Below are 419 nucleotides of genomic sequence, written 5' to 3' on the forward strand. Positions count from 1 at the left end.
GTTCATCCGCGAGCGCAACCAGACGGCACGTCCCTTCAGATGGACTTTCCGCGGCTATCCGTTGCAAACTGGCGCATCCTGAACCGGAGCGCTCATGCCTGCCTTACCCGCGAAACATCATGCAAGCGAACTACAGCGTCAACTGCGCGAATTGTTGGGCCACGACCAGGTGGTCACGCAGGCTTACGGGCGTCATCTGCTGATCAAACGCCTGGACAATCAGGAGCCGACTGTTGTGGCACGCCTGAGTGAACTCAGCCGCAATCTTTATGGTGCGGCCTTTCGTAGCCATAGCGGGCGATGGGAACCTCTGCCCGGCTCAGGTTCGCTCGCCGAAATGGCCCAACTGGTTGTCACGCTCCTGCAGCCTTATTTGCAGCCAGACAATTATTAAACCTATTTGAGGGATGTTGTACTAG

General features: G+C 56.8%; 1 protein-coding gene. It reads left to right on the plus strand.

Translation table 11 applies throughout. The features are described from left to right. Positions 1-94 precede the first annotated feature (94 nt). On the plus strand, positions 95-394 hold the full coding sequence (locus PQQ96_RS42400) for a hypothetical protein (RefSeq protein ID WP_086915002.1): 300 nt from the start codon (positions 95-97) through the stop codon (positions 392-394). Positions 395-419 lie beyond the last annotated feature (25 nt).

Origin of the sequence: Paraburkholderia sediminicola, assembly GCF_046027825.1 — a bacterium.
Classification (GTDB): Bacteria; Pseudomonadota; Gammaproteobacteria; order Burkholderiales; family Burkholderiaceae; genus Paraburkholderia; species Paraburkholderia sediminicola_D.

Coding starts and splice junctions, on each gene's coding strand:
- PQQ96_RS42400 (WP_086915002.1), top strand. CDS start 95: ATGCCTGCCTTACCCGCGAAACATCATGCAAGCGAACTACAGCGTCAA.